Genomic DNA, 26,424 nt, shown 5'->3' with positions numbered 1-26,424 from the left:
CTAGGGATTGTTAATACTGCTGTTATGAATGCTGATATAGTTAAAAGCTATAAGTTAAAGGAAAGTGTAGCTGAATATTCGGTAGGGAAAATCATCCTTTCTCGGATAAGTAAGGGCGTAGACGGTCCCAATCTCACTGTGTGCGAGAGGTCGTGTTGCAGCTTCAATTTAGAGGAGAGTTGAAGCTGCATAAAGAGGACGAAACGCCGCTAATGCGGTAGGCTATTTTAAGTATTTAACGTGCGCTTCCATTTCGTCACCAATTTGTTTACGCATGTTCATCAGTTTAATCGCGGAATCTCTTAGCTCAATGTCTTCTTGTGTTTCTGGGATCCACTCTCGAACCGCGGTCGGTTTACCCAACTCGTCTACTGCAACCATGATAACGATACAATGCGTTGTTAGACGGTTATTGAGCTCTTTTGGATCGCTGGCTTGTACATCGATAGCAATATGCATGGATGATGTACCAGTATAGATAACCCGCGCCGTGACTTCGACAAGGTTACCCACGTGAATTGGCGCGACAAAGCGAATTCCGCCAGCATACGCGGTAATACAATATTTACCACTCCACGCTGCCGAGCAGGCATAAGCAGCCAAATCAATCCATTTCATTACGGCGCCACCGTGTACTTTTCCGCCAAAATTGACGTCTCCGGGCTCAGCAAGAAAGCGCAGAGTAATCTCTCGTTTGCCACTACTCATTATAAAATCCTTGTTATCATTGGGCAAAAATTGAGTATGACAAAAATGTTAACAACAAGCTATCGAGATATGACTCGAATATTTAATGAGTGCGCATTGCCTCTTTTTTGAGTTGGACTCGTAAATGGGTGAAAGTTAAATCCGTGGCGGGATTTTAGCGATAGAAAGGTAGAGGCATAAAAACCAACACCGAGATGTTGGTTTTTTTTGTGAGTGACAAAACGCTAGGTGCTAGGTGCTAGGTGCTAGAGCGAACATTACTGCTTATCGATGGTGAGCTCACTATCCACAATGGTGGCAACGGCTTTACGACGTTTTATCTGCGATAAAATCACACCAGAAATTACCATTAAGCCACCAATTAGGTGGAACTCTGTAATCGTCTCACCGAGTAAAGAAGCGGCGAGGGCGACAGCAATTACCGGTAGTAAGTTCATAAACATAGCACTGTTTTCGGCACCAATTAAGTCAATGGCTTTCACCCAGCATAGCGGTGCAATTAACGAGGCAAATAACCCCGCATAAGCGATGAGAGGCAACGACGCCTGAGTTGGCATAATATGTTCACTGCTGAGTAACAGAGGCAACAGTAGGATGACCGCGAAAACGGCTTGCGTGTATATCAATATCAAACTGGATAGGTTCATTTTCCATCGTTTAAGCAGCACGCAGTAAGTCGCGTAAATGACGGCAGCCATCGCCATCAAACCATCGCCTTGTGTGATACCCTGATTGATGAAGAACGCCAGATCGCCTTGACCAAGCATAAAGGCTAGGCCTGCGAGAGAAATAACGCCCCCGACAACACTTAGCATTGAGATTCGTTTGTGCAGTAACGGCACAGAGATAAACACACTAATGAGGGGGACCAATGAGGTAATGAGAGCCATATTTGACGCCGTTGTTGTCAATGCAGCGTAATAACCAAGCGATTGGTTAAGCACCATGCCTAGTAGGGCTAAGAAGGCAAGCTTGCCGCTGTTTTTGCGGATCTCAGGCCAGTAACGTTTTACCTTAGGCAAGCAAAATGGCGTCATGATGAGGGCAGCAAGAAACCAGCGGTAAAAGCTCATTGCACTTGGTTCAATCGTTTCTGCAGCCAGTTTATTTATAATGGCATTCCCGCCCCAAATGAGTACGGTAATAAAAGGAAGTAAATAAACCACTGTGAACCTCGTCGCATTATGTGTGTTGAGGTATAGTGTGACAGGTCGTTATAAATATAAATATCTCTATTAGGACATTAATCGCGATAGGAAGACAACTTGAAAAAAAATACTAGAAATCTACATCCTTCACTGTCGATCGAGAAGATGCCGTCGGACGTATTCATGAATTTTGATGCGTTTTTATCGAACACAGAAACGCGAGTGCATTGTCATCCTTGGGGGCAAGTTCAGTTAATCAGTGGTGGGATTTTAGAAATGGAAGCGCAAGGTACACGTTTTCTCGCGCCACCCCATTTGGCTATTTGGGTACCAGCCGGCGTGATGCATTGCAGTTATAACCGCAGACCATTGGAGTACTGCTCTTTGAACATCGCCCATGAACTCACAGCCACCTTCCCACAAAACACTAGCTTGATTAAGGTGACGCCTATTGTATCGGCGATCATTGAAGACTTTCGCCATCGGGAAGTGAATATTGGTGATTCAGAAAAAGATCGGCGCTTAGTTCAGGTATTACTGGATCAACTGAGTGAGCAAGAAGAGCAGCATCACTTTTTGCCAAGTAGTCATCATAAGTACTTAGCGCCAATTTTAAGCGCCATTGAGGAAGATCCGACGAACGATATCTCTCTTAATGATTGGGCAGGGCGCGTGCACACCACCGAACGAACGCTCGCTCGCTATTGCCAAAGCGAATTAGGGATGAGCTTTACGGAGTGGCGATTACGAGTTCGCTACTTGTACTCAATGGATTTGTTACGAAGTGGTCAATCGGTAAAAGAAGTCGCATTTACCTTGGGATATAACCAAGCAAGCCCATTCATTAGTATGTTTAAAAAGTATGCCGGGCAAACACCCGAGCAGTATAAGAGTAAACTATTGTGAGTGATCGTTTGATCTTGACCGCAGGAGGCGATGAATCAATGCCCTTCGAAGATTTGTCTTTCAGACATTTAGGTTGCCGACGCCTGGTTTGAAGTCGACAACCTAGTTCTAGTGGGAGCGTATAAATTAGCCGTCTTAGGTAATGAGCAACAGTCTTACAGTGCTATTCGTTAGAATCTTAAAACGTTCTAATCAACGGCGTCGTTGGACACGATTTTATAACCTGTTGATGATTTTAATACACGGACATTGAATCCTACGTCTTTGAGAAAGTCGTAATTATGACCCGCGATAGCTGGCCAAACCGCCAGTGCAGATAATCGAGTGTTACCCGTATTGATCAATCGATGGGCGACAAACCCCGGAATATGATGCACGCTGCCCGGAAAGACTTTCTCAATGGATACGTCTCCTTGCTCTGTTTGCATGAGTAGTAAGCCTTCACCTTGCGATCCGAAATAAAACTCTGCTTGTTCTTTACGTTGGTGAATATGCCCTCTGGTCATGTGGAATTCTTCGCCGATCAATCCCGGTTCGATATGTGACACCCCGAAGTTCAGCTCACCTTCTGCATGTTGAGCAGGAAGCATTTCTACTCGGTAAATGATGTTGTCTTGTGCGCTTTCAGCCCGTTTCACTTCGTCAGCGAATACACCTTCAAGCGCGCCAAGTGTGGTCTCTTTAGCGATGACGTTGTCAGCATCAATATGACCAGTTAGGTAATTGACGGTAGGGGGAATAGATAAATGCATGTTAGTCCTCGTTGCCTAATCTGAGTAATTCAGAGAACGCTAAAAATAGATGATAAAAACTGCTCGCCGGAGAGTCTTCGTTTATGGGGTGCCCCATTTCATCCACTTGGTCGACCCATAAGCCAGATTTGGCGGGATTTAAGTAATGGATAAAGATCTGTTCGACGGCTTGACTGATGGCCGCTCGATTCGCGTCGCTAGGGTCTCGTTCCCATAGCACGATGCAGGCTTTTAAGTATTCGGTTTGACACCAAAGGCGCGACGTGGAACGTAAAGGCTGACCACTTGCGTATATTTCGTCTCTAACTAGGCCATTGGTATTGTGACCGTGTTGCTGGGTAAAGTTAAACAAGGTGTTAATCGCATTGTTTACGTTAACGCCAGTGAGCTTTTCATAGTGATTGAGTAGCCATATCCATTCGTAATGATGGCCGGGGTCAATATGCGTGCCCGTTTTAGGGTCAAGGGAAAAGTCTGCTTGAAAGAATTCCGCTAGGTGATCGCCTTGAAGGAATCGAGTGCACAAGAGCTGATAGATTTGCGTTGCTCGCTCTAACCAAATTGAATTGTCGGTGTGTTCGTAGCTGACCATCAGTGCTTCGAACAGGTGCATATGTGGGTTTTGCCCTTTGCTTAAGGTGTGACCTTTAGTGAGAAAGAACCCGCCGTGTTCTGCATCCCAGAGTTGTGTTGCTAAATGCTGATAGGTGGCCTCCATAGACGTTAAAGAATCTTCATTAGCCGTTAATTTATAATGCCAAGCAAACCCTAGGAGTGCGAAAGCTTGTTCGTACAAGTTAATCGATCTACTGCACTCGTCATCATTGGTGGTAATAGCGAAACGGTAACCTAGTGCTTCTGAGCCAAAGTTCGGAAAACCAGTTTCAATAGCGGTGCAGACTTGCTCTCGACCGTCGATAAATCCTAGTTCGGTAGCGTGGGCAAAAACGTAGACTTGTCTAGGTTGAACGCGAAATCTAAGGAGATCGTGATTAAACTCTCGTCCGTCAGAAAGTAAGCCTTCGGCGAAAATACCCGTTTGATTCGATTGCGTTTTGATCCATCGAGGTAGGGCATGTTGAGTGAGCCAATGTTGGCAGCGAGCGATTTGAAAGGTAAGGGAGTCCATGGTTTGCTCCAAAAAGTAGGGCACTCAATGAGTGCCCTGGATATTGAGTGGTTAGAAGAGGCCGATAGCGACACCGACAAATGATAGGACGACGAGAGAGAGCATCGCTTTCACTGGGCTTAGGCCTTTTTTAGCCATAGCGAACCAGGTGCCTAATACCACAACCAGTGGTAGCAATTTAGGGAAAATGCCGTCTAGCATCATTTGTACGTTAATATCGACGCCGTCTTTGGTCGCGAACTCAAGTCCTGTGCCTAGGTTGACGTAACTGGCGGCGACCCCCCCCATAACAAATACACCCAATAACGACAGTGCTTCACGAATTTTCGTTGAACGGTGGCTGACCAGCATCTCGACTGAGCCCGCGCCCATCTTGTAGCCTTTCATAAAGAGCTGGTACGAGCCGATGATAGCAATAGCGTTAAAGGCAACAATGTAGAAGATAGGGCCTAACACGCTACCACCAGCGGCAAGCGCCATACCTATACTGAGTAGAATGGGTACTAACATTCCCGGAATCATCGAATCCCCGATCCCCGCGACTGGCCCCATTAAACCAACTTTCAGTGTGTTGATGGTTTCACCGTCAATTGGCTCGCCATTCGCTTTTTTCTCTTCCATACCTACAGCCATACCATTGATGATGGCGCCTAACTGTGGCTCCGTGTTGTAGAAAGAGGCATGGCGTTTCATCGCTTCTTTGCGGTCTTCGGCATTAGGGTAGAGTTTTTTTAGAGCTGGCATCATACCTAGGCAAAAACCAAATGATTCCAAGCGTTCAAAACTCATTGATGACAGGTTGTACATCATCCATGCGCGCCAGCATTTCGTTAGATCTTTTTTGTCGAGTGCGACTTTTGGTTCGATCTCAGTCGCCATTTTGTTGTGTTGTACCGTCATTAGAATTCATCCTCATCATCAGCCTGTTGAACTGGTGCAGCGTTAGCCGTTTGTGGTTCTGGTTTGTAGTTGTAATGAAGTAGAGCGAACAGTGCGCCAATCATGACCAAACCCACCATGTTGAGGTTTAGGAATACGATGCCAACAAAACCCACTAAGAAGTAGATGAGCATCGTTGATTCTTTGATGATTTGCTTTAATAGGATAGCGATACCGACAGCAGGTAAAATGCCACCCAGAACGGTCATGGTATCGAGCACCATATCCGGAAGACTGGCCATAAACCCTTCGATGTATTGATTACCGAAGTAAACGGCAATGAAGGTAGGAATAAAGCGCATCAAGAAGTTGGTGACTTGAGGGTAGATGGCGGAGTTCATGTACACGCCTTTCTCGTCACCGGCTTGAATAGACAAATCTGCTTTGTGGTTCCAGTAAGAGTTAATGACCATCATAAAGTTAAAAATAATGGTGCCAGCGATACCGATAGTGGCAGCAATCGCAACGGCTACTTCCACACCCTGTCCAGACATGATGCCTAACGCTACCGCAGGGTAGGCCACAAAGTTAAGGTCGGCTGGCATAGAACCGCCAGGCGTAACCATAGCGATATAGACTGCTTGTACGGCCACACCTACCATGATGCCAGTTTGAATATCACCTAAAATGATACCGACTAACATACCAGATACGAGTGGTCGAGTAATGGTGTACCAACCACCGGTTAACCCTAGTAACCAGGGGGTGGACAGGGCACCGAGATAGCAGAGTATCCCGATAAATACTGCTTCTATAAACATAATGTAATCCTTTAGCTCACGTATTGGTTTCCCCTACTTTTGATTCTGATTAGCGTGCCAAAAGCTGGGGTAGTCTTGTTGTTATTTCAGTTTTTGTAGTGCGTCTTGCCAGGTGTAGGAACTGGCATCAGGTACCAGCCTGAAGTCGATATGATGACCGTCTTCAGAGAGGTAATTGAATGCAGATATTTCTTCTTGGTTGACGCATTGATTGCCGCCAATGGTCGTAGTGCCTTCACGAGCGCTCATTGGCCCTACGTTGATTTTCTGATTGAGGTTTTCAAGGCTAATCCCTGCTTCGCGAATTCGGCGTAGCGTGACTGGGGATTTTGCGATGACGAAATATTTCTTATCACTCGCGATAACCTTAGGCAGCTTGCTTACAGCGGTCGCGGTATCAAATAGCCAAACCTTAACGTCGGTAACGGCACCAGTCATGACTTGTGACAGCAGAGGGTCAGCCGCGACAGCATCATCAATGGCGACGATGCCATCACAAGGTAGCTCTTTAGCCCAGCGCGTCATTAACTGTCCATGGATAACGCGGTCGTCGATACGCACAAATGAAATAGTCATAGTGTTTCTCCTTAAAAATCGTCTTCTTGTGCCAGCTCTACTGGCTTGGCAACGACAACCGTTTTTAGCGCTTCCTGCTGCAAAGTATTTGCAACGATGGAAGCGTCTTTGTCTTCAACAAAGTCTGCCGTCATTAAAAGTGTCGGGAAATTCACCCCAGTTACCACTTCAACCTTTGGATTGAAATCTGGGTTGAATGCATAGGTGCAGGCAACGTTATACGGTGTACCGCACTCCAAATCGCATAACACGACAATGCCGTCGACATTGGGTGCTATTGCGGTGATTTCACGGTGAAAATCTTGTTTAAATTGCTCGATGCCGCCTTCTTCTGTGAGACACACCGCCGTGGTGTTGCTAAGTTCGCCAAACACCATGTTGGCACTGCTGATAAGAGCAGTAGCAAATGGACCGTGACTGGCTATGATAAAATGGAGCATGGTTAACCTCTTACGAATGCTTTAATAGTGGCAATTTCGTTACCTTCGCTTTCGCCGTATGGCTGGATGACATAGGCGTCTACGTGAGCAGGGATGACGAAAGTCTCCGCATAATGAACAACAAATGGCTCAAATTTATTGTCTGGACTCAAGACTATTGCCTCTTTACCTTCGACTAAGTTCAGAACATTGACCGTACCCTCAGTTTTATGCAGAACAGGCTTGCTGAACCAGTGGCGTCGGGTCTCAATGAACTCGCGTTCGTGTAGCCCTGTTTTCTCTTCCCTCCAGCCATCGCCTTCAGTGATCGGTGTGATAGCATTGACTAAGTGCTCTTGGCACCATTCGGTGTTGCGCTCCCACTGTATAACTTCTTTCCCATGGTCTAGATGGACAGGACGTGGCACACCATCAAGCCCTAAACGATCCCAGTCCCACAATTTGAAAGTAAAAATGTACGGGGTCGCACTAATCTCTAGCACCATAGAATCGGAGCCAGAACAGTGGATAGTGCCCGCAGGAATTAAGAAATGATCATGTTTTTTCGCTGGGAACTGATTGATAAAGCGTTCATCATCGAAGGACTTTTCACCGCGCTGTGCGGCATAAAGGTTATCCATCATTTCATCAGGGTCGATATCAGTTTTGGTACCAAGATAAACACTGGCTTTGTCACCCACATCTAACATGTAGTAACTTTCATCTTGGGTGTAATGCATGCCAAACTCGTTCTGAATGTACTCAGTCAGAGGGTGCACTTGAAGACTCAAATGTTGACCTTCCATCGTGTCTAGGAAGTCGAATCGGATCGGGAATTCTGCGCCAAATCGTGCGTGGACGCTGTCACCCAATAGTGCCCTAGGCTGAGTTAATACGAGATTTTGAGAGGGAACCTCTACGACGATGTCACCGTATTTGAGTAGTAAGCTGTTCTCTTCCGGAACGCAGTCAAAACACCAGGCGTAATTCGGTTTGTCTTGTTCAAGGTCGCAGACTTCTTTCATCCATTGACCTCCCCAAACACCTGGGTCAAAGAAGGGAACGAGCCTGAATGGTTGCGTCGTGGCTTGTTTAAGACCTGCGTTGAAGGCTTCACCGGAGACTAACTTTGGATCAAAGGCGGTGTTGGTATCCAACAGAAAGTCTATGTCGGCTAGTAGCTTCGTTTTATAACGGTCGAAGACACGCCATTCGATAAAGAATGAACGCTTGTACTTACGAAGCACATCTTCGTTGTAGTTTTCAGCACCCCAGTTACCGAGTTCACCTCGGCGAAAACGCTGTTGAATTTCCCAGCGAGCCAAATCGGCGTAGACAAAGCTATCGCCGTCGGCGATCAATCTTGCACCGTGCCCAATAACAACAATCAGACCAGAGTTGGCTTCGGCGACGGTTTGCTTTAGAGATTGTAGCTTGTCGGCATCAAAGAATTCGTCCAATTTATGAGGCGCGATAACACCAAATACTCGGTCATCGGTAATATTGCGCTCCAACATGGCGAAGATATGTTCTTCAGAGTGTTTGGTATCATCCGTCGATACCACTAGAGTAGGAGACAGTGGCGCAATAAGTTGCTCGAGTAGTTCGTTATGATTGACGCCGTGATAGGTGTCGATCACCAAAACATGTTTATCTTGGCCTTGAATACGTTGCTTAATAGTTTCAACGATACAGTCCCAACCGCGAACGGCATCTTGTTCAAAGCCCTTCACTTCTATATTGGGGAACTTGTCATAATTGGATCGACCAGATAGGTACTTCATATATCACCTTGAGTTAATCATTTGATTACAGTGTAATCACTCAGTTAATCAACCAACAAGCTGGTTAATTCGGTTAACCACGCATTTAGCAGTTGTTAACCACGAAATGAACGGGCAATTTTGTAGTTAATCACATAATCATGACGATAAATGCCGGTTATTTAGGTTAATCGATTAACCATGTTTTAATCAGATGAGAAAGTCGTTATAACTGATGTTAATTTCACTTTTTGGAGCTCAACATGGCGAAGGCAACCATTGCTGATGTGGCTAAGTATTGCGGTGTTTCCACGGCTACTGTGTCCATGGTATTAACCAATAAAGGGCGAATATCAGTGACCACACGAGAGCGTGTGTTAGAGGCGGTTAAAGAACTGGGTTATGTTTATAATCAAGCCGCTGCAAATCTGCGTCATAAACGAAGTAACTTAGTTGGACTCGTGACACCCGATATTACCAACCCGTTCTTTTCTGAAATGATTGCAGGGCTGAGTCATTACCTCGAAGAGCAAGACTCGTTGCTTTTTCTTGCTAACGCGGAAGAGAGTGTGGAAAGGCAAAGTAAGTTCATTGATTCGTTATTGAGCCAGAATGCTGGTGGTGTTGTGATGTGCCCGGCGATGGAAACGAATCTTGACTTCTTGGAGACGGTGCAAAGCCGAGGATTTCCGATCGTGTTAGCGGTAAGGCCTATTGGCGAAGAGCAATTTGACTTCGTCGGTACGAATAACTTTATGGGTTTGCAGCTGGCGACCGAACATCTGATTAAGAAAGGTCACAAGCATATTGCGTTTGTAGGGGGATTGGAGATCTCGAAAACTCGTTCCCATCGTCTTGGAGGCTATATGTCAAAGTTGATGGAGCACGGGATACCATTTAATGAGCGATACATTCGCAGTTGTTCGGCGAGTCGCTCTGAAGGGGCGAAGGTGACCAAGGAGTTACTGGACCAACATCCCGAAATCACGGCGATTATTGGCTATCAGGACATTGTGGCTTTCGGTGTAATGCGAGCGATCAAAGATCAGGGGAAAATCGTAGGTAAAGATATCGCCGTCGTTGGGTTTGATGATGTGGCGGAGTCGGCGGATACCAATCCTGCTCTTACGTCAATTTCGGTATCAGCAAGAGAAATAGGGCGTGCGGCAGGAGAGATAATTCTTGCGCGAATGGACGGTGACAAGCAACCTTGTAAGAGTGTTGTCTTTCCGCCAAAATTGGTGGTTAGAAGTTCATGTGGTGAAGGTAAATAATCAAGGCTAAGGTGGGGAAGCGAATCTAGTTTAAGGGCGATGGAACGACGTTCTTAATGCTGCGTTATTATGGGTACCCGACTTCATAGATTTGTTCGGATCTCTATCTATTTTTGATGAACTACAACAGGTTCTCAAATGGCGAGAAGATAAAATCATGATGTTTGGTAAATGGGTCTCCATTCCACGATTGAAAGTGTGGTTTGGCGATGCGAGCTATCAATACACTAACTTGACGTTGGAACCCTTTTAATCATGGCGGATGACATACAACGCGTCATGTTGAGCCGCGGTTCAACCTAACGTACAGGTACGTCTATTCATAATAGTACCTTCTTCGAGTAGTAGAAAGACACACACCAAAAGTATGAAATGAATCCGTTGGCAATAATCGCTCTAACTATTGATTCAGACCCAAGTCGCGTTGCTTTTTCTTGGTGAGTCCTAATGAAACGATCCGATAGGACTCTTTGAGATAATAAGCCGTCTCTTCATCCAACTCGCCGCCACTTTCTACGCATTGAATCCACTTCATCCCTCTAGAAGCGAAGTAGGGCGCAGGGATATAACCGGGTTGATCGCTTAAAAAATCAAAATTGAGATCAGACGCTTTAAAGGTAATAGACAGTGACGTTGCATGACTGCGCTCATGCTTGCTCCCCAGTCCACCAATCGCAAACACTTTGCCCCCTACCTTCCATACGTGAGAGTTGTTCCATTGAACCACATATGTGGTGGCGGGTAGGCTTTTACAAAATTGATTGAATTCTTCGTTGGTCATAGTAGGTTCCCAAAATAGGTGGAATAGCTGTGGTCAAGTCTATCGGGATCTCGCACGTAATCACCACCGCTCTTTCTATGCGTATCATGCCATCTTAGCAGTCTTAAGAAATAATTGAAAAAAGCACTTTACCTCAAGTTAACTTGAGGTATTAGAGTGTGTTCTAAGCCAACCAAGAGACAGCAATAAGCTTGTGAAAGGCGTTGGGTAGACACTATTAACAAACAAAAGGATGACGTTATGAACAGTTACGTAGAGCACGCTAATATAGCCGTAATAGACCCAAAGAAGACCGTTCGCTTTCTAATGGCGGCACTTCCAGAATGGCAAATACGTGGTCAGGGAGAGTATCAAGATGCACTAGGTCATAAAGTGGAATGGTTTCATGTTGGTACCGATGATTCTTATCTTGCTTTAGCTTCCAACGGCAAAGGGCAAGCGCCCGACTGGCAAACAAATTACACGGGTGTAAAGCATGTCGGCATAGCGGTGCCGGATCTTGATTCACTTGAAAAGCGATTGGAAAATGTCGGTTACGCATTGGATCATCGCGGTGCCGATCATCCCCATCGTAAAAACGCCTACTATATGGAAGACCATAACCTTCAATTTGAGTTTATCGAGTATTTATCTCAGCGACCTTCCGAGAAAAATGACTACCGCTTATGAAGCGGAGCAATAGTTAGCGGATATCGGTAGGTTTATCAACAATACTACGGCATATCAAGGAGACCGTGGTGTATCAACGAGACAGTCGCTTATCGCGATATTCGGATTGTTTTTGGCACGGGTGTTGGTACCGATTTTTAGGTTTAGGCCTACCGTTAGACCTAAAAATCAAACGTATAATCCATGCCGTAAATATATTTATATATAATGGTATGGTTATCTCTTTGTATAGAAAACTCTTCGCTATCACTATATATGTCGTTTTAGCAAAGAAAAATGGAGAAAAATGAGTTGGTTGGTTATGTAAAATGGAGTGAGTTGTTGAAAGTTGATGGTTACTATCACTTGCATTTCTGCTAGTAATGTATTTATTGCGCTGAATTAAAGAATGCTCATGAAATATTGGTATAAAAGAAGTCAATGACAAATTGATGCAAATATTTATGCCGATTAAAAAGACACTCTTCAATGTTTTTCTGATTATGATTTACACTTGGCTGCTTGGTTCTATTTATCATTTTATGACATTTCGAGATAACTTGAGTGACGATGTAGAGCGCATTGTGGCAAAAATTGATGCCCACCTGTCGACGGTTGAACAAGAGTTGCGACAATTGCCGATATTAGAGCAATGTGATTCGACATACATGACGCTACTTCGCGACCGAGTGTTTAATAGCGTGACATTACGTGGCCTAATCGTTGGCGATCCTCTAGGCAAGTTCCCTAATTTGTGCAGCAATTTTGGTCTATATGGTCGACATGTCGATGAGAAGGATTGGGATTATTCATCACGGGGCGATCTGTTGTTTGGTAAAGTGAAATTTTCAAAGTATCGTCGTGACAGCTCTTTTGCACTAGCGATCAGAAGAGAAGATGGATTGCTAATTGGCTTAGTCAACCCAAAGGCGATCTTGGGCTGGTGGATTGGTCCAGACAATAAAAAATCGAACATCACGCTTTCGTTTACCGATGAAGAAAACATTCGATTAGAGCTATTCGGTTTTTCACAAAGTGATTCGATATCGACCTATTCGTTTAGTTTATCGTCACAGGTATTCCCCTATCAAATTTCGGTGCATAGGTCATCAAAAGAATTTTTTTATCAGTTAATGACATTTTCATACCGTTTAATAGGGGTATTCACTGCGATATACGGCGTGTTATTAGGGGGCTTATTCGTGCTGAGACATCGTAACCGGAGAGATAATCTTGAAACATCCAGTTAGTAAATTGGCATTGATACCATTAATGATATTTGTCGTTGCGATAATAAGTTTTTTACATGCAAGTATGATTGTAAAAAAAGAGATGCAACACAGTGCAGAATACAGTGTAAAAAAAATAGAGACTCATATTAAGAGTATTTACGATGCCATTATTGCGCTTCCTTATAATTCTAGCTGTCCTTTGTCTGTGCAGAAAGAATATGTAAACCTGACTTATGAAAATGAGGAAGTTAGAGCGTTAGGGGTAATGGAAGCACAATCTGATTCATGGTCAGTTTGTAGTATTTTTGGCGCGACTAACAATGATGAACACTATTGGCAAGGCGACAAGTTAGCTGACCTTTTCTTAGGATGGTCGATGCACACTGACTATTTTCCGGAAACATCGTTTGTCATCGCGACTCAAGAGGAAGGGCGTCAGTCGTTTGCTTATGTTAATCCTCGAAGGATTGTAGGCTCTTGGATAGCACCGCGATTGGATTTTGCTGAATATGAAATGAGGCTATCACATCACGGTGAACATCGTGCTTTTATGGCACGTAAAAACGACAAGCTGACTTGGTTTGGCGGATTATTACGTCGGCAGGCGGCATCCCAAGTTTATGGTTTTGAAATGACGCTCACCACTTCTTATAGCACCGTTATCCTGAGAGCCTGTGTTTACTTCTTGCGAGGTCTTTTGTTAGCCACGTTCATCTGGTTCACGATTTGGATGTTGAGTACGCCCTATGCGCTATTGAAAGCAAAGAGCATACGTGATCAATTGTAGCGATTGGGGGCGGCCCTTTCGAACGGTCGACGTTGAGTCGTTCCTTAAGTTAATACTCGCTTGAGTGCTAACCAACGATCAGCATCACGACTTAAGTACACGGGGTGATTTAAGGTTTTTGCCAAATACATTGATCATCGCGCCCATAACAATCAAGGTGCCACCGACATAGGTCCAGAAAGACGGCGTTTCATTAAAGAAAATAACACCAAGAACGATGGAAAAGACAATTTGCACATATGCATAGGCGGAAGCTTTACCTGCCGCTTGCGTCTGCATGGCTTTAGTTAAGCCTAATTGCCCTATTTGTGTAAATATTCCTACTAAGACTAGCAAAAAGGTTAGCGTTAGATCTGGCATTACAAAGTCATCACCAATTAGGAGTAAGGACAGGGGGAGTGCAACCAGTGGGAAGTAAAAAATGATAACCGAACTGTTTTCCGTCACACTTAACTTTTTGACGATGACATAAGATACGGCACTCCCAAATGCGCCTAAAATCGCGATGCCGACGTTAAATAACGGCAGTTCACTGACACCATTTGAGCCGAGAGTGGGGTACACCATCACGTAGAGACCCAGTAGGCATAACAAAATGCATAGAATGGTAGAGAACTGAACACGCTCTTTCAAAAAAATGAAGGCTAAAAAAGCGGTAAACACTGGGTGGGTGTATTGCAAAATTGTCGCCTCAGCCAGAGGTAGCGTGGTGATGGAGTAATACACACACATCAGAGCCATCGTGCCTGTTGCACCGCGTGCGAGAAGGAGTTTCTTATTATTGCCCCACACTGAAATCTTCTTACGCTTTACATCACCGTAGCTAATGATCAATGACACGAGTGCGCGGGCAGCGACAATCTCAAACACAGGTAGCCCAAACGTGCTGACGTACTTTACGCACGCCGACATGAAGGCGAAGCCCAGTGCAGAGAGCAGCATAAAGCGCACACCAACAGGGAATAATTCAGTAAGACGAGAGTTCATAGGGCGCTCATAGTTTGAAATACACGTTGGGTTGAGGGCGTATTCAGTGTGATAAATAATTCGTGTTAACCAAAGTCGTCACTGTAACGTGAATTAACCTTGCGTCGCAGCGTATTTACGTAAGAAATTGTCAACCGACGCTTTAGGCGTTTTAGATAGCTTTTGGATGAGCTCAAAACTCGGCGCGCTGACTTGGTGCTGTTGCTGCAACGTATTGAGCAATACCATCCATAATGACGCGGTGACTTCGGCATCGGCTAACGCACGGTGAAACACCCCATCGTTTTCAATATGATGGTAACGGACGAGATCACCCAGTTTATGGGAAGGTGCGTCTTGCGTTAATCGACGTGACGCCAGTAGCGAGCAGGCAAACGTACCATTATAACGGGCTTGAATTCTGTCAAGCTCAGCGTCCAAGAAGCGTTGATCAAATGATGCGTTATGCGCGACTAGGTTGCTATTTTGGATCCAACATGAAAACTCACTCATGACTTCTTCACAGCTTGGCGCATTTGCCAACATGTGGTTGCTGATTCCAGTGTAATTCTCAATAAAACCACTGATCCTAAAGCCTGGGTTCATCAATGATTGAAAGCGATCAACAGCGACGCCATTCTCTAGCTTTACTGCGCCGATTTCTATGGCTCTATCGCCTTGATTTGGGGATAACCCGGTGGTTTCAAAATCGAGAACAATAACGGAATGGGCAGGAGAAGACATCAACTAATCTCTAATAAACAAGCAAGGTGGCAAAGTCTAACTTGAAGTGTGCAGTAGGGGAATATGTTAGCGTGGAATTCTGACATAAAAAAAGAGGAATCTGCTGATTCCTCTTAAATGATTATATCGAACTTATCTTAGCCGCAATGGCTTACAGTTTCTTAGAAAGGAAACCTGTCAAAGCAATGATACCGATACCCATTAACATGATTGGACCTTTACCACTGTCAAAGCCGCTTGAAATACCAGCAAATGCCACGATTGCTACCGCGACTGGGATAACGTATTTAACCAGGTTGTACCAAAGACCAAATAGTGGGAATTTTACTTCGCCATCGTTGGTGATCTCTTTCTCTAGCTCTTCGCGAGTCAGTCTCCAACCTGCAAAGATACACACCAACATACCGCCAACCGCTAGGAAGATTTTGTCCGTAAGCAAGTCGAAGATATCAAAGGCACCTGTATCGAATAGCGTTGGACCTAAGCCACCTAATGATAGGGAAGCGAAGATACATAGCACAGCCATTACCGCCGCTGCAGAAAGTACTGCAGTGATACGTTTAAAGCCTTTCTCATCGATAAGGTAAGACACGACCACTTCTAATAGTGAAACTGAAGAAGTCAGCGCTGCTACAGACAAGCCAATGAAGAAGAGCAGTGCGAATACCACACCGACGCCACCCATTTCAGCAAACAGCTGAGGAACAACAACGAATACTAGGCCTGGACCTGCAGCAGGTTCCATGCCAAGCGCAAACATCGCAGGGAACATTGCGATACCAGCAAGGATAGCAACACCAGTATCCATTGCAGTAACCATCGCCGTAGTTTGAACTAGGTTCTCTTTCTTCTTAAGGTAGCTACCGTAAGTGATCATACAGCCCATGCCAAGGCTTAATGAGAAGAAGGCTTGACCAAGCGCGGCTAAAACCACACCACTATCTACTTTCGAGAAGTCAGGGCTAAATAGGAATTCAACACCCGCCATCGCGCCAGGAAGCATCAGACCTTTTACTGATACGATGATCAGAATGAGGAACAGGATTGGCATTAGAACCTTACCTGCTTTTTCGATACCACCAGAGATGCCGCGACTTACAATGATGACGTTAAGGAGTAGATAGCCGCCCATCCACATCAGTGGTTGGATTGGGTTAGTGATGAAGCCACCAAAGCTGTCACCAATCGCTTCTGGCGTGCTTAGAAGACCAGTAGACACTTTCTGAACGTAAGCCAGTGCCCAACCACCTACCACAGGGTAGAAACCCATGATTAACAAGCCACTTAGGACGCCGATTACCCCAACGAACGTCCAACGACCATCTGTTGACTTAAAAGCACCAACGGCACTACGACCAGTCTTACGACCTACCGCAAATTCCGTTAGCATTACGCTAAAGCCAATAAAAATAACAAAGGCAAGGTAGATTGCGATGAAAGCACCACCACCGTTTTCACCTGCCGTATAAGGGAATTTCCAAATGTTCCCTAAACCTACAGCAGAACCTGCTGCTGCCATAACGAAGCCTAGCTTCGATCCCCAATTATCGCGGGGCGCTGTGTTTGTATTGCTCGTTGCCACGGTAACTCCAAAATTTTTCTGTTGTGTTTGTTTATACTAGGCGCCGAAAAATGTGATGTAATTTTTTATATACACTTTCTAAAGTTTTACTAGGCGCTGTAATCGTGACAAGTAAAGCAGTTTGTGGTTATAGATGGAAGTGTGAATAGTGCATTTTTCTAACATTTGTCATCAAAATGTTGTTAACTGCTGTTTTTTTGCTCTCATTTTGTCTGGGAGTCTGTTTTTTGAACCATAACTAGAACCTTTAGTGGTCGGACTTTACTCGTTAAGGTGCATACTTGTTACGTTGCACTCATAGAGCATAGATATCTAATTGTTAGGCATGATTAAAGTACTCATGACATGGTCGTCTAGGCGGCACATGGCTTTTTATGAGGGTTGTATAATATATGCACGTGCAAATTATACATTTTGCGTAAATTGTTAACGAATAATGGCGAATGGTTGATTTATGTTGCTGGTTTTGTTGTGAGATTTGCCAATGTCCATTCGTCAATAGTTAAGTGCTGTTTCGGGGGCGGAGTGGGGTGTAAGGTTTTGTTGTCAGTTGTGATGGTGACTAACAGACTCGTAGTGTGAGCAATCTTCAAAACGCGTTGACAAAATCTAGAGAACTAGAGACGCTTACTGTCAGTCAAAATATTAAGTGACACCTGTACTTTAAGAAGATAGATGAAATGACCGATCTTACCGAAGACCAAGAACACGCACTCGCCACATTCAAAGCTGCCCTTCACCTTCCTAAAGGTGGGTTTCATGTCCTAATTGTTGAGTTGTGTAAACAGTATCAACTGCCATTTCAAACGTGCCGAGCGGTGTTAAAAAAAACGCAAAAGTCGATAGAGTTGAAGGTACGCCTGAATTTCCAAAATGTTGAACCTAGCGATCTGACTCAGGAGCATTGGTTGCGATTAATTCATGAAACCCTGGCCAATTTAGCAAAAGACAACAAACCATTAATGGAAAGCATGACCAGCGGCGAGCGTTATTGCCAATTGATCAGTGACATGCAGCAATCTTTTGATGCAAGCGATCGTGAGATGCAACTGGACAAACTCCTGACGATTTATGAGCAAGAGGTCTACAAATCTTTGGGGGCGATGCTGCATACGTCTGCCCTTTATTGGGAGTTGAGGGATGATTTATTTGCAATGAGTGATGAGCAATTGGCAAAGTTTGCCGATTATCCGCAGCATGTGGATGCCATTAAGCATTTGCAACAGTTGTCACTGCAGATAGAAAGCAACTAAGCCGGTGATGAATATCTTGAACAGTCAATAAGCAGCACTATCACTCGCGCTGCTTATTTTTTTATTACGCTATGCGTCGTTCAACCAAACTTAGATTGGTACCACTAGAATATCGATAGGTGATTTATTAATAAGGTGTCTGGAGTAAGACACAATGCGGCTCCAGAAATCATGGTGATGCCCGCAGATAAGCAGGTCAACTTCGTTCTCAGCGATAGTGTCTTTTAGCTTGTCACCTAAATCCCCAGTGCCGACTAAGAATCGTTTGATAGGGAAGTCAGTATACTGTTGAAAGGCGACGAGCTTTTCATTTGAGGTGGCGTTGAGCGGCTGGCGTTCAGGCTCAGCTTGAATATCTACTAAATCCGGGTAGATCTCACCGTGGCTACCGTCAATGTGAATAAATGACACTTCAGCACCCATGAGCTTGGCAAAGGATACCGCCTTATCAATGACCACATGACTGTCATCTGACAGCTCTAACGCTACTAAGATATGCTTATATTTCATCACAGTGCCCTCATGTTTTTGCGCTTACCTTAAGGATAGTTTTGGATTCATATAAATACTGTCTAAGCGGTCGCAGAACTCATAAAATGATATTAACTTTGCTTCGTAGCGAAGGCTTTGCCGTGATTACGTTGCAATTGTGGCTAGGTAACCGTTGTTTTGCGAGCTAACACCTTAACGGCTTGTTGTCTTTTTTGTCTATTTGGGTTTAAAATTTAGCCATCATATCAAGAGGAGCTAACGCCATAATGAAGTACTAATATCCTGACAGCCATTTTATATCTAATTAATTGGACTCTCGGGGTTAGTGGGCGTTGCTTCGTCACCTCTATCTTGCATCAACGTACTATCGTTGGCTTTAGCCAAGCCAAGTTGCAGCCATTACCGCTGTATTTGCTGTTGTTTCGATGCCTTATCTTTAGGGCTTAGAAACTCCGCAATTTAAACGATGGTACCGTTAACTTGGATCTTGTGATCATTCGATAAAAGTAACGTTTAGCCATTCATTCAGAATGGCGCAACCCCTTTTGCATTCGTAGTAAAAGGAGGCGTATATGCCTGCACGTAATACACATCAACAACTGACACACACATCATCCCCATTATCAACGTTAGCTTCGTCATCGAGACCGTTATTGGCAGCCCAACAATTGTCATTCCAACTTGATACTGGTGAATGGCTATTTAAAAACATAAATTTTTCATTGGCAGATCGGTTTACCGGGCTGGTGGGAAGAAATGGTGTGGGTAAATCGGTATTGCTGTCGTTACTATTGGGACAGAGGCGACCGACAGAAGGTCATGTGATACGACATGGGCAGTTTGCGTCTTATTCTCAACAACCTTCGGCACTGTTAAATAGTGACGTTACGATTGCCGAATTTCTAGGTATTTCAGAAAAACGTGCGGCGTTAAGTGCGATTAACCAAGGGGAATGTGAGCAACATTACTTTGATATCCTTGGTGAGGATTGGTCATTGGAGCGTGATACCCAAGAAGTATTAAAATCACTTCGAATAGAGCCTGACTTAGACGCGTATTGCCACTCATTAAGTGGTGGACAAATCGCAAAATTGCAGCTGCACCAGTGTTTTCATTCTGACGCCGATCTGCTTTTGTTGGATGAGCCATCAAATCACCTAGATGAGGAAGGTCGGCAGTGGCTGATTGAACAGTGTCATCATTTTAGTGGTCAGATACTGGTGGTTACCCATGACCGACATTTGCTTAATCAGGTGGATGCGGTCGTACAAATGACCCATTTAGGGATTGGTTATTTCAAAGGGAATTATGATTCTTATTGGGTGCAGTCGACACTACAGACGACGGCGCTCATCAAGCGCAGCGCAGCCAAGAAAAAGCTCAGCAGCGTGCGGCAACAGGAAACCGAGTAAGGCGATCAGGGAGTCAGCCCAAAATCCTGTTAGATGCCATGAAAGATAAAGCGGGACAAAGTCAAAGTAGCGCCGTCAAACAGCAAAGAAATCAGCAGGCGCATAATGCGGCTAAGCTGCTGTCCCTACGAAAGAAGCAGGTGAGCCTCGATCCTCAAGCGTTCTATTTCTCCTCGTTAGCGTCCACTAAGAAAAGGACCTTACTCAGCATAGAAAATTGTGCGTTTGAGTATGGCTGTCGTGGGCGATATTCCTTTGCGATAAAACAGGGTGAACGCTATCACTTGCAAGGCCGAAACGGGAGTGGAAAGTCGACGTTGCTAAAGGCTCTACATGGAATTCATCATCGTTTTTTGGGGACAGTTACTCGTCACGTTGAAACGGTATATCTTGACCAACATTTCAGTCTATTAAATGAACAACAGTCAATTCTGGAAAGTTTGCTCACATGTATTAGCGGCATGACGTTTGGCGAGGCGAGAACGCTTCTCGCAGGAATTGGGTTTCGTCGAGAGCTGGTTCACCGCAAAGTCGCGCACCTAAGTGGTGGAGAGAAAATGAAACTTTCCATGTTGATTGTGACACATAATGACGATGACACGGTTTTGTTACTGGATGAACCCGATAATCATTTAGATATTGATTCGAAGAATTTACTGGCGAACGCACTTAAAGAATATAAAGGGGCATTTATTCTAGTCAGCCATGACTCAAGCTTTGTTCTGGATGTGAATGTTAATACCGTCATTACCATGGAATAAAAGTTGGTGATAAACACAAGTTAAATTAATCAAGCCTTAGTGACAATAGAGTGAATAATTGCTTTAAAAGTAGGATTATAACCTTAATTAAATAGTGGGTTAAACCTGGTTGAGGCATTGATCAAAATAATCATCGGTCACGACAAAAAATACTTGTCATAGTTAAGCGGTTCTAAATGACACTGATATGTCGGTACTTTACCAATATTAATACTAAATTATGTCTAGTGTGAGTTTGTTTTAAAGTTAATTAAATCAGTATCTTGAGTTGATTTTTTGAGGTTTTATACACGCAGAGATAATGCCTTCATAAGGCGCTATTGTCAGCTTAATCTTACGCTATCGCGTCATTTACGAGATGTTATGTTCGGTGTGTGTATGTTGCTGACCTCATAAGGGTGATCTATCTTTGTTTTGTCTCATATAAGAAATATCAATTAAGACATTCAGGTAAATCAAAGATGTTTACTATTAGGAGTAACGAATAATGCCTCTTCATGCCAAAGATTCAGTAAGAAATGATCTGTTAGATGATATCTACTCGTCACGCGACCTATCACTTTCTATGCCTAAATATAAAATACCAGAGCAGGAGCACGCTCCAAAGCATGCGTATCAAGTGGTTCATGATGAGTTATTTATGGACGGTAACTCGCGTCAAAATTTAGCCACGTTCTGCCAAACTTGGCTTGAAGATGAAATTCATCAACTAATGGATGAATGCATCGATAAAAATATGATCGACAAAGATGAGTACCCGCAAACGGCAGAAATTGAAGCGCGATGTGTTCATATGTTAGCTGACTTGTGGAATTCACCCGACGCAGAGAATACGTTGGGCTGCTCAACGACGGGGTCGAGTGAAGCGGCAATGCTAGGCGGCATGGCACTAAAATGGGCATGGCGTGACAAAATGAAAAAATTAGGTAAACCAACGGATAAACCTAATTTAATTTGTGGTCCAGTGCAGGTCTGTTGGCACAAGTTTGCGCGTTATTGGGATATTGAATTACGAGAAATTCCGATGGAAGGCGACCGTTTAATCATGTCTCCTGAAGAAGTCATTAAACGTTGTGATGAAAATACCATTGGCGTGGTGCCAACTCTTGGTGTGACGTTCACTTGCCAATATGAACCAGTGAAAGATGTACACGATGCACTTGATAAGCTGCAAGAAGATACGGGCCTTGATATTCCTATGCATGTTGATGGGGCAAGTGGTGGCTTTCTAGCGCCATTCTGTGATCCAGACTTGGTGTGGGACTTCCGCCTACCACGAGTGAAGTCTATCAACGCTTCTGGGCATAAATTTGGCTTGAGTCCACTCGGTGTGGGCTGGATTGTTTGGCGCGATGCCAGTGCATTGCACGAAGATCTTATCTTTAATGTGAATTACCTTGGTGGCAACATGCCTACCTTTGCCTTGAATTTCTCAAGACCTGGTGGACAGATTGTTTCCCAGTACTACAACTTCTTGCGCTTGGGTAAAGAAGGTTATCGAAAAATCCATCAAGCATGTTATGACACGGCAACATACTTGTCAGATGAAATCGAGAAGCTCGGTATCTTTGATATTATTTATGATGGGCGTGGCGGAATTCCTGCGATGAGTTGGTCATTGAAAGAGGGTATTGATCCAGGTTTTAACCTCTTTGATCTGTCTGATCGTATACGTTCACGTGGCTGGCAAATTGCTGCTTACGCGATGCCGCCGAAACGTGAAGACCTTGTGATCATGCGAATTCTCGTTCGCCATGGTTTCAGCCGCGACCAAGCTGATATGCTTGTATCGGATCTAAAACATTGCGTCGAGTTCTTCGCACAGCATCCAATCAGTCACGGCAGTGATGCGAAGGAGTCAGCAGGCTTTAATCACGGTTAACCTCATTAAGAAACCGTCCAAGGGGCGGTTTCTTTGCTAGTCTTTTGAGAGTATCAATTTACATAGTGCTCTCCACTTCGACGTTGTCTCATTTTACGGGAACGTGAGTATGAATATTTCAGATATACCATTTTCGATCATTCACTATATTGCTGAAAACCCATTTGTGTTTTTGTTTTTGTCTATTGGGATAGGGTATCCGTTAGGGAAACTTTCGGTTAAAGGCGTTAGCTTAGGGTCCACAGCGGGCACATTGATCGTAGGTATTGCGATCGCACTGACGGCATACTCTGCCTATGGGCTTCACATCAATGAGCCGGGATTAGTTTCCGACATCTTTTTGATGATGTTTATGTATGCCATCGGTATGAAAGTTGGACCGCAGTTTTTTTCCGGTTTAGCGCGAGGGGGAGTAGATTTTGTTGTTATTGGGCTGATTGTCGTGTGCAGTAACTTCGTCATTGTTTATTTCGGCTCCAAGCTTCTTGGTTTAGCTCCGGGTTATGCTGCGGGGATCATCTCAGGAAGCTATACAGTGACGGCGGTGATGGGGGTGGCACAGTCTGCGATTACGTCTGGGGCATTTAAAGCGCCAGAAGGAATGACGCTTGATCAAGTGAGTGCCAATATTGCAGCAGGCTATGCGATTAGTTACGTTCTCTCTACCGTGTTTATTATTTTACTTATTAAATACCTACCTGCGCTGTTTAAAATCGACCCGGTCAAAGCCGCAAAAGAGGCGGAAGCCGAGTTTGGTGCTGGTGGCGATGCAGAGCCTCTTCCAAGTACCAGCGGCTTTTCAAATCTTGGCGTCTTACCGTTGGATATTCGCGCCTATCAAGTCCAGCATGAAGAGTTAGTTGGGCAAGATGTTCAAGCTCTTTTTCATCAATTTCCCCATGCCGCAATTCTGAAAGTGGTACGAGGTGAAGAGGTCTTTGATGCGTCTGAAAACCCAACACTTCAATTGGGCGATATCATTGGGGTAAGAGGGAGTTATCATGCGCTTATCGCCGGGGGCAATGCGGAGGTTGGCATTGAAGTTGACGAGCCGCGTGCCAGAAATGTTGATATAGAAGTGGCTGATCTTCATCTTGGTAAGTCTAAATATATTGGTCAGACATTAGAAGAAGTGGGCACCGAGGTGGGCTTTGGTATTTATATTAAAGCGCTGTTTAGACAAGGCCATCAAATGCCGCTGCTTGCTAAAACTGTGATAGAAGCAGGTGATGTACTTCGAGTGGCGGGCTCTGACTGGTGTGTTCAGCAAACGGCTAAGAAATTGAATAGTGCGCCGATTGTAGAAAGCACCATAACGGAAACTTTTTACCTGGCGATTGCTTTGTTAATTGGTTATGTGTGTGGTCACTTTAGTGTGACGCTAGGAGGCATTCCATTTGCTTTAGGTACCTCGGCTGGCTGTATGCTCACAGGGATTATTTTCTCTTTCCTACGTACAAGAAACCCGACCTTTGGCGGGCCGATGAGTGAAGGCGCTCGTAGTTTCTTGCAAGATATTGGTCTAAGCCTATTTGTGGCGGTACTGGCCGCAACCGTAGGACCGAAAATACTCGCGTCGTTCCAAGGTATCGTAGTGGTTAAAATCGCGGTATTGGGCTTGATTGCCGCATTACTTCCGCCATTATTGGCGTGGTTGTACGGTCTGTATATTCGTAAGATGAACCCAGCTATTCTCGCTGGGGCATGTGCGGGTGGACGGAATAGTACCCCTGCGATGAAAGGGGCTCAGGATGCCGCTCAGAGTGCAATACCTGCGGTTGGGTATCCGGTTCCATACGCGCTTACCTCCATGCTAGTCCTAATTTTTGGTTATTTAGCGATGGTGATTTAGCTAGGGTGATTGAGTAACGGTTATCTAACGAGAGGTCTTTCCCGACGTTTGGATTTTAGATACTGGTTTGTCATCGTCTTTAAATACAACGTAATAAGCCCATAGGTCAGGACCTATGGGCTTTTTTATGGGTGGTGCCCCGTTACTGTGACACGCCGTATCTTTTACGTCGCGTGTATTTGGATTCGCACTAAGCCGCTACGGGGGTATTTTCTACTTTGGCATTGTGGCGGGCGCCCAGAATAATCGTTAGCGCAAACGCGACAACAAAAGCGATCAGCATCCCAATGACGTAGTACATAATATCGTTTGGACGAATGGAGATAATGCCAGGTAACCCAGCCGCGCCTAACGCAGAGGCTTTGACGTTAAACATAGTGACAAAGGCACTAGAAACGGCCGCAGCACAAATAGCAGCAATGAATGGATAGCGTAGTTTTAAATTCACCCCAAACATTGCCGGCTCAGTAATGCCAAGTAATGCGGTGACACCCGATGGCATGGCAATCCCTTTTGTTTTGGTATCTTTTGTTGTGAAGGCAACGGCGAGTGCAGCGCCGCCCTGGGCAATATTCGACATTGCTGCGATAGGGAAGATAAAGGTTCCTCCTGTAATTGCGATATCGGCGAGTAATTGTGTTTCAATAGCAATAAAGCTGTGGTGCATACCTGTGATCACAAACGGTGCGTAAATAAAACCAAATAAAGCCCCGCCGATAAAACCTGCTGAATCGTAGAGCCAATTTAGGCTGTCGCCCAGTAAGAAACCAATATCACGAGTGAAAGGACCGACGATGGTAAAGGTTAGGAAGCCAGTAATAAAAATGGCGAGCATCGGCGTAAGTAAGTTATCAAGCACCGATGGGATAATTTGACGTAAGCCGTTTTCTACTTTAGCCAGAATAAAGGCAGAAACTAAAACGGGCAATACGGAACCTTGGTAGCCCACTTTTTGAATCTCGAAGCCAAAAATATTCCAAGTCGGGATCGTACCAGAGACGCTTGCGCCACCAAATCCCCAGCCGTTCAACAGATCAGGGTGAACCATTAGCATTCCCAGTGCTGCGCCAAGGAAGGGGTTACCACCAAATTTTTTAGAAGCTGAAAATGCCAGTAACACAGGTAAATAAACAAAAGGGGCATTGGCAAATGTGTTGATCATCCCTGCTAAATCAGCCATGCCAGGGTAGGCTTCAATAAGTGACAGCCCGTCAATAAATAGCCCTTTAGCCGTAAGAAGGTTGAACACACCCATTAATAGACCACCAGCCACAATGGCTGGGATAATTGGCACGAATATATCCGAGAGTCCTTTGACCGCCTTTTGGACGACATTTTGTTTTTCGGCACCAGCAGAAGCAACTTCACTGGTCGACATGTCGCTCATCCCCGTCAGCTTCGCCATTTCAGCGTAGACTTGATTGACAATACCAGAGCCGAAAATGACTTGGTATTGACCTGCCACTTTAAATTGGCCTTTTACGCCATCAAGATTATCGATTGCTTCTTCTTGAAGTAAGGCCTCGTCTTTAACGGCAAGGCGTAAACGTGTCGCGCAATGGGCGAGTGCGGCGAGGTTTTCTTTACCTCCAATGAGTACTAAGAGTTCTTTTGCTATAGCAGGGTAGTTCATAACGGGCTCCGGATATTTCTGGTA

General features: G+C 44.7%; 23 protein-coding genes and 1 pseudogene. 9 read left to right on the top strand and 15 right to left on the bottom strand.

Going from position 1 to position 26,424, the window contains the following annotated elements:
* Positions 1-222: 222 nt before the first annotated feature.
* Entirely contained in the window at positions 223-708 is a 486-nt protein-coding gene (locus tag MD535_RS06650; RefSeq protein ID WP_265674099.1) for an acyl-CoA thioesterase, read from the bottom strand.
* 257 nt (positions 709-965) lie between these two features.
* Complete coding sequence (locus tag MD535_RS06645; protein WP_265674098.1) at positions 966-1,874, bottom strand: DMT family transporter; 909 nt, start codon at positions 1,872-1,874, stop codon at positions 966-968.
* A gap of 99 nt (positions 1,875-1,973) precedes the next feature.
* On the opposite strand from MD535_RS06645, the gene MD535_RS06640 reads away from it, so the two are divergent.
* Complete coding sequence (locus tag MD535_RS06640; protein ID WP_265674097.1) at positions 1,974-2,762, top strand: AraC family transcriptional regulator; 789 nt, start codon at positions 1,974-1,976, stop codon at positions 2,760-2,762.
* Positions 2,763-2,950: 188 nt separating this feature from the next.
* Here the strand turns inward: MD535_RS06640 and MD535_RS06635 are convergent, their stop codons facing one another.
* From MD535_RS06635 to MD535_RS06605, 7 genes are all read right to left on the bottom strand, one after another.
* Entirely contained in the window at positions 2,951-3,514 is a 564-nt protein-coding gene (locus tag MD535_RS06635; protein WP_265674096.1) for a glucose-6-phosphate isomerase family protein, read from the bottom strand.
* Between the two features lies 1 nt (position 3,515).
* Entirely contained in the window at positions 3,516-4,643 is a 1,128-nt protein-coding gene (locus MD535_RS06630) for an AGE family epimerase/isomerase (protein ID WP_265674095.1), read from the bottom strand.
* A 51-nt stretch (positions 4,644-4,694) separates the two neighbouring features.
* Positions 4,695-5,543, bottom strand: a complete 849-nt coding sequence (locus tag MD535_RS06625; RefSeq protein WP_265674094.1) for a PTS system mannose/fructose/sorbose family transporter subunit IID — start codon at positions 5,541-5,543, stop codon at positions 4,695-4,697.
* Complete coding sequence (locus tag MD535_RS06620) at positions 5,543-6,343, bottom strand: PTS mannose/fructose/sorbose/N-acetylgalactosamine transporter subunit IIC (RefSeq protein ID WP_265674093.1); 801 nt, start codon at positions 6,341-6,343, stop codon at positions 5,543-5,545. The genes MD535_RS06625 and MD535_RS06620 overlap by 1 nt, the downstream gene beginning before the upstream one ends.
* 81 nt (positions 6,344-6,424) lie before the next feature.
* On the bottom strand, positions 6,425-6,919 hold the full coding sequence (locus MD535_RS06615) for a PTS system mannose/fructose/N-acetylgalactosamine-transporter subunit IIB (protein WP_265674092.1): 495 nt from the start codon (positions 6,917-6,919) through the stop codon (positions 6,425-6,427).
* 11 nt (positions 6,920-6,930) lie between these two features.
* Positions 6,931-7,359, bottom strand: a complete 429-nt coding sequence (locus tag MD535_RS06610) for a PTS sugar transporter subunit IIA (protein ID WP_265674091.1) — start codon at positions 7,357-7,359, stop codon at positions 6,931-6,933.
* A gap of 2 nt (positions 7,360-7,361) precedes the next feature.
* Positions 7,362-9,122 (bottom strand): class I mannose-6-phosphate isomerase, encoded by a 1,761-nt coding sequence (locus tag MD535_RS06605; protein ID WP_265674090.1) that lies wholly within the window; start codon positions 9,120-9,122, stop codon positions 7,362-7,364.
* 242 nt (positions 9,123-9,364) lie between these two features.
* Here MD535_RS06605 and MD535_RS06600 point away from each other — a divergent pair, with 242 nt between their 5' ends.
* Positions 9,365-10,375 (top strand): LacI family DNA-binding transcriptional regulator, encoded by a 1,011-nt coding sequence (locus tag MD535_RS06600; RefSeq protein ID WP_265674089.1) that lies wholly within the window; start codon positions 9,365-9,367, stop codon positions 10,373-10,375.
* A 400-nt stretch (positions 10,376-10,775) separates the two neighbouring features.
* Here the strand turns inward: MD535_RS06600 and MD535_RS06595 are convergent, their stop codons facing one another.
* On the bottom strand, positions 10,776-11,156 hold the full coding sequence (locus MD535_RS06595; RefSeq protein WP_265674088.1) for an MmcQ/YjbR family DNA-binding protein: 381 nt from the start codon (positions 11,154-11,156) through the stop codon (positions 10,776-10,778).
* A 240-nt stretch (positions 11,157-11,396) separates the two neighbouring features.
* Between MD535_RS06595 and MD535_RS06590 the strand changes: the two genes are divergently transcribed.
* From MD535_RS06590 to MD535_RS06580, 3 genes are all read left to right on the top strand, one after another.
* Positions 11,397-11,825, top strand: coding sequence for a VOC family protein (locus tag MD535_RS06590; protein WP_265674087.1), 429 nt, complete (start codon positions 11,397-11,399; stop codon positions 11,823-11,825).
* Positions 11,826-12,307: 482 nt separating this feature from the next.
* Positions 12,308-13,054 carry a hypothetical protein gene (locus MD535_RS06585; RefSeq protein ID WP_265674086.1) on the top strand — a complete coding sequence of 249 codons (747 nt, stop codon included), beginning with the start codon at positions 12,308-12,310 and terminating at the stop codon, positions 13,052-13,054.
* Positions 13,038-13,823 (top strand): hypothetical protein, encoded by a 786-nt coding sequence (locus tag MD535_RS06580; protein WP_265674085.1) that lies wholly within the window; start codon positions 13,038-13,040, stop codon positions 13,821-13,823. Before MD535_RS06585 ends, MD535_RS06580 begins: the two co-directional genes overlap by 17 nt.
* An 84-nt stretch (positions 13,824-13,907) precedes the next feature.
* Here the strand turns inward: MD535_RS06580 and MD535_RS06575 are convergent, their stop codons facing one another.
* The 3 genes from MD535_RS06575 to MD535_RS06565 all read right to left on the bottom strand — a co-directional run bounded on the left by MD535_RS06575 (position 13,908) and on the right by MD535_RS06565 (position 17,115).
* Positions 13,908-14,810: a DMT family transporter gene (locus MD535_RS06575; protein ID WP_265674084.1), complete on the bottom strand. Its 903-nt coding sequence runs from the start codon at positions 14,808-14,810 to the stop codon at positions 13,908-13,910.
* A gap of 93 nt (positions 14,811-14,903) precedes the next feature.
* Positions 14,904-15,533 (bottom strand): 3'-5' exonuclease, encoded by a 630-nt coding sequence (locus MD535_RS06570; RefSeq protein ID WP_265674083.1) that lies wholly within the window; start codon positions 15,531-15,533, stop codon positions 14,904-14,906.
* 151 nt (positions 15,534-15,684) lie between these two features.
* Complete coding sequence (locus tag MD535_RS06565; protein ID WP_265674082.1) at positions 15,685-17,115, bottom strand: sodium-dependent transporter; 1,431 nt, start codon at positions 17,113-17,115, stop codon at positions 15,685-15,687.
* Positions 17,116-17,795: 680 nt separating this feature from the next.
* Between MD535_RS06565 and MD535_RS06560 the strand changes: the two genes are divergently transcribed.
* Positions 17,796-18,368, top strand: coding sequence for a hypothetical protein (locus tag MD535_RS06560; protein ID WP_265674081.1), 573 nt, complete (start codon positions 17,796-17,798; stop codon positions 18,366-18,368).
* Between the two features lie 90 nt (positions 18,369-18,458).
* Here the strand turns inward: MD535_RS06560 and MD535_RS06555 are convergent, their stop codons facing one another.
* Positions 18,459-18,878, bottom strand: a complete 420-nt coding sequence (locus MD535_RS06555) for a universal stress protein (RefSeq protein ID WP_265674080.1) — start codon at positions 18,876-18,878, stop codon at positions 18,459-18,461.
* A gap of 581 nt (positions 18,879-19,459) precedes the next feature.
* On the opposite strand from MD535_RS06555, the pseudogene MD535_RS06550 reads away from it, so the two are divergent.
* The 3 genes and pseudogenes from MD535_RS06550 (at position 19,460) to MD535_RS06540 (ending at position 24,767) form a co-directional block, all read left to right on the top strand.
* Positions 19,460-21,033 (top strand): annotated as a pseudogene (locus MD535_RS06550) (ATP-binding cassette domain-containing protein).
* 487 nt (positions 21,034-21,520) lie between these two features.
* Entirely contained in the window at positions 21,521-22,915 is a 1,395-nt protein-coding gene (locus tag MD535_RS06545; RefSeq protein ID WP_265674079.1) for a glutamate decarboxylase, read from the top strand.
* Between the two features lie 109 nt (positions 22,916-23,024).
* A complete protein-coding gene (locus MD535_RS06540; protein ID WP_265674078.1) occupies positions 23,025-24,767 on the top strand; it encodes an aspartate:alanine exchanger family transporter in 1,743 nt (580 codons plus the stop codon).
* Positions 24,768-24,957: 190 nt separating this feature from the next.
* On the opposite strand, the gene MD535_RS06535 is transcribed toward MD535_RS06540, so the two are convergent.
* Positions 24,958-26,400, bottom strand: a complete 1,443-nt coding sequence (locus MD535_RS06535) for a sucrose-specific PTS transporter subunit IIBC (protein WP_265674077.1) — start codon at positions 26,398-26,400, stop codon at positions 24,958-24,960.
* Positions 26,401-26,424 lie beyond the last annotated feature (24 nt).

This window comes from Vibrio qingdaonensis, assembly GCF_026191675.1.
In the GTDB taxonomy this organism is placed as follows: Bacteria; Pseudomonadota; Gammaproteobacteria; order Enterobacterales; family Vibrionaceae; genus Vibrio; species Vibrio qingdaonensis.
Note: the sequence above shows the minus strand (reverse complement) of the source record. Positions and strands in the feature narration are given on the sequence as shown.

Excerpts from the sequence above, each read along its gene's own strand:
- MD535_RS06650 (WP_265674099.1), bottom strand. The coding sequence starts at position 708 with ATGAGTAGTGGCAAACGAGAGATTACTCTGCGCTTTCTTGCTGAGCCC.
- MD535_RS06635 (WP_265674096.1), bottom strand. The coding sequence starts at position 3,514 with ATGCATTTATCTATTCCCCCTACCGTCAATTACCTAACTGGTCATATT.
- MD535_RS06630 (WP_265674095.1), bottom strand. The coding sequence starts at position 4,643 with ATGGACTCCCTTACCTTTCAAATCGCTCGCTGCCAACATTGGCTCACT.
- MD535_RS06625 (WP_265674094.1), bottom strand. The coding sequence starts at position 5,543 with ATGACGGTACAACACAACAAAATGGCGACTGAGATCGAACCAAAAGTC.
- MD535_RS06620 (WP_265674093.1), bottom strand. The coding sequence starts at position 6,343 with ATGTTTATAGAAGCAGTATTTATCGGGATACTCTGCTATCTCGGTGCC.
- MD535_RS06615 (WP_265674092.1), bottom strand. The coding sequence starts at position 6,919 with ATGACTATTTCATTTGTGCGTATCGACGACCGCGTTATCCATGGACAG.
- MD535_RS06610 (WP_265674091.1), bottom strand. The coding sequence starts at position 7,359 with ATGCTCCATTTTATCATAGCCAGTCACGGTCCATTTGCTACTGCTCTT.
- MD535_RS06605 (WP_265674090.1), bottom strand. The coding sequence starts at position 9,122 with ATGAAGTACCTATCTGGTCGATCCAATTATGACAAGTTCCCCAATATA.
- MD535_RS06600 (WP_265674089.1), top strand. The coding sequence starts at position 9,365 with ATGGCGAAGGCAACCATTGCTGATGTGGCTAAGTATTGCGGTGTTTCC.
- MD535_RS06595 (WP_265674088.1), bottom strand. The coding sequence starts at position 11,156 with ATGACCAACGAAGAATTCAATCAATTTTGTAAAAGCCTACCCGCCACC.
- MD535_RS06590 (WP_265674087.1), top strand. The coding sequence starts at position 11,397 with ATGAACAGTTACGTAGAGCACGCTAATATAGCCGTAATAGACCCAAAG.
- MD535_RS06585 (WP_265674086.1), top strand. The coding sequence starts at position 12,308 with ATGATTTACACTTGGCTGCTTGGTTCTATTTATCATTTTATGACATTT.
- MD535_RS06575 (WP_265674084.1), bottom strand. The coding sequence starts at position 14,810 with ATGAACTCTCGTCTTACTGAATTATTCCCTGTTGGTGTGCGCTTTATG.
- MD535_RS06570 (WP_265674083.1), bottom strand. The coding sequence starts at position 15,533 with ATGTCTTCTCCTGCCCATTCCGTTATTGTTCTCGATTTTGAAACCACC.
- MD535_RS06560 (WP_265674081.1), top strand. The coding sequence starts at position 17,796 with ATGACCGATCTTACCGAAGACCAAGAACACGCACTCGCCACATTCAAA.
- MD535_RS06555 (WP_265674080.1), bottom strand. The coding sequence starts at position 18,878 with ATGAAATATAAGCATATCTTAGTAGCGTTAGAGCTGTCAGATGACAGT.
- MD535_RS06545 (WP_265674079.1), top strand. The coding sequence starts at position 21,521 with ATGCCTCTTCATGCCAAAGATTCAGTAAGAAATGATCTGTTAGATGAT.
- MD535_RS06540 (WP_265674078.1), top strand. The coding sequence starts at position 23,025 with ATGAATATTTCAGATATACCATTTTCGATCATTCACTATATTGCTGAA.
- MD535_RS06535 (WP_265674077.1), bottom strand. The coding sequence starts at position 26,400 with ATGAACTACCCTGCTATAGCAAAAGAACTCTTAGTACTCATTGGAGGT.